Raw genomic sequence first — 761 nt, forward strand, 5'->3', positions numbered from 1 at the left:
GGTCGGGATAGAAGACCTTGTGAGACTGAGCAGAAGCTGCTGGATCAGGTTGTCGAGGCGCATACCGTCAGTAACGGCTCTGCCGGCGCTCGCAGCATCGCAAAAATGGTCACGCAGGCAGGAATACAGTTGAGTCGTTATCGGGCCAGCAGGCGGATGAAGCAGCTGGGGCTGATGAGTTCGCAGCCGCCGAGGCACGCCTACAAGAAGGCTGATCAGCCACACCTGGATATACCGAATGTTCTTGATCGGGAGTTCGATGTAAAGAAGCCCAATCAGGTATGGACCGGCGACATTACCTATATTTGGACAGGGGCACGCTGGGCTTATCTGGCAGTGGTCATCGACTTGTATGCTCGTAAACCCGTGGGGTGGGCATTGTCCCTATCGCCGAACACGGAGCTGGTAAAGAAAGCGCTGACCATGGCCTACGAATCGCGTGGAGAGCCACGGAATATCCTGTTTCATTCGGATCAGGGTTGCCAGTACACCAGCCGGGCATTCCGGCAGATGCTTTGGCGCTACCGAATGACGCTGAGTCTCAGTCGCCGTGGCAATTGCTGGGACAATGCCCCAACAGAGCGCTTCTTCAGAAGCCTGAAAACGGAATGGATACCAGAGATCGGCTATCCCGATGTCGCTGCGGCGAAGCGATCTGTCACTGATTATATGATCGGTTACTACAGCAGCCTCAGGCCGCACAAGCATAACGATGGGATACCGCCGAACTTGGCAGAAAAGAACTACTGGAATGCTCAAAG

General features: G+C 55.1%; 1 protein-coding gene. It reads left to right on the forward strand.

The genetic code is table 11. From position 1 onward, the window contains the following. Positions 1–761 (forward strand): IS3 family transposase (locus ACZYGA_RS16945; RefSeq protein WP_479399726.1); only part of this gene is annotated, 761 nt, incomplete at both ends.

The sequence above is a fragment of the Cobetia sp. BL01 genome, from assembly GCF_056493605.1.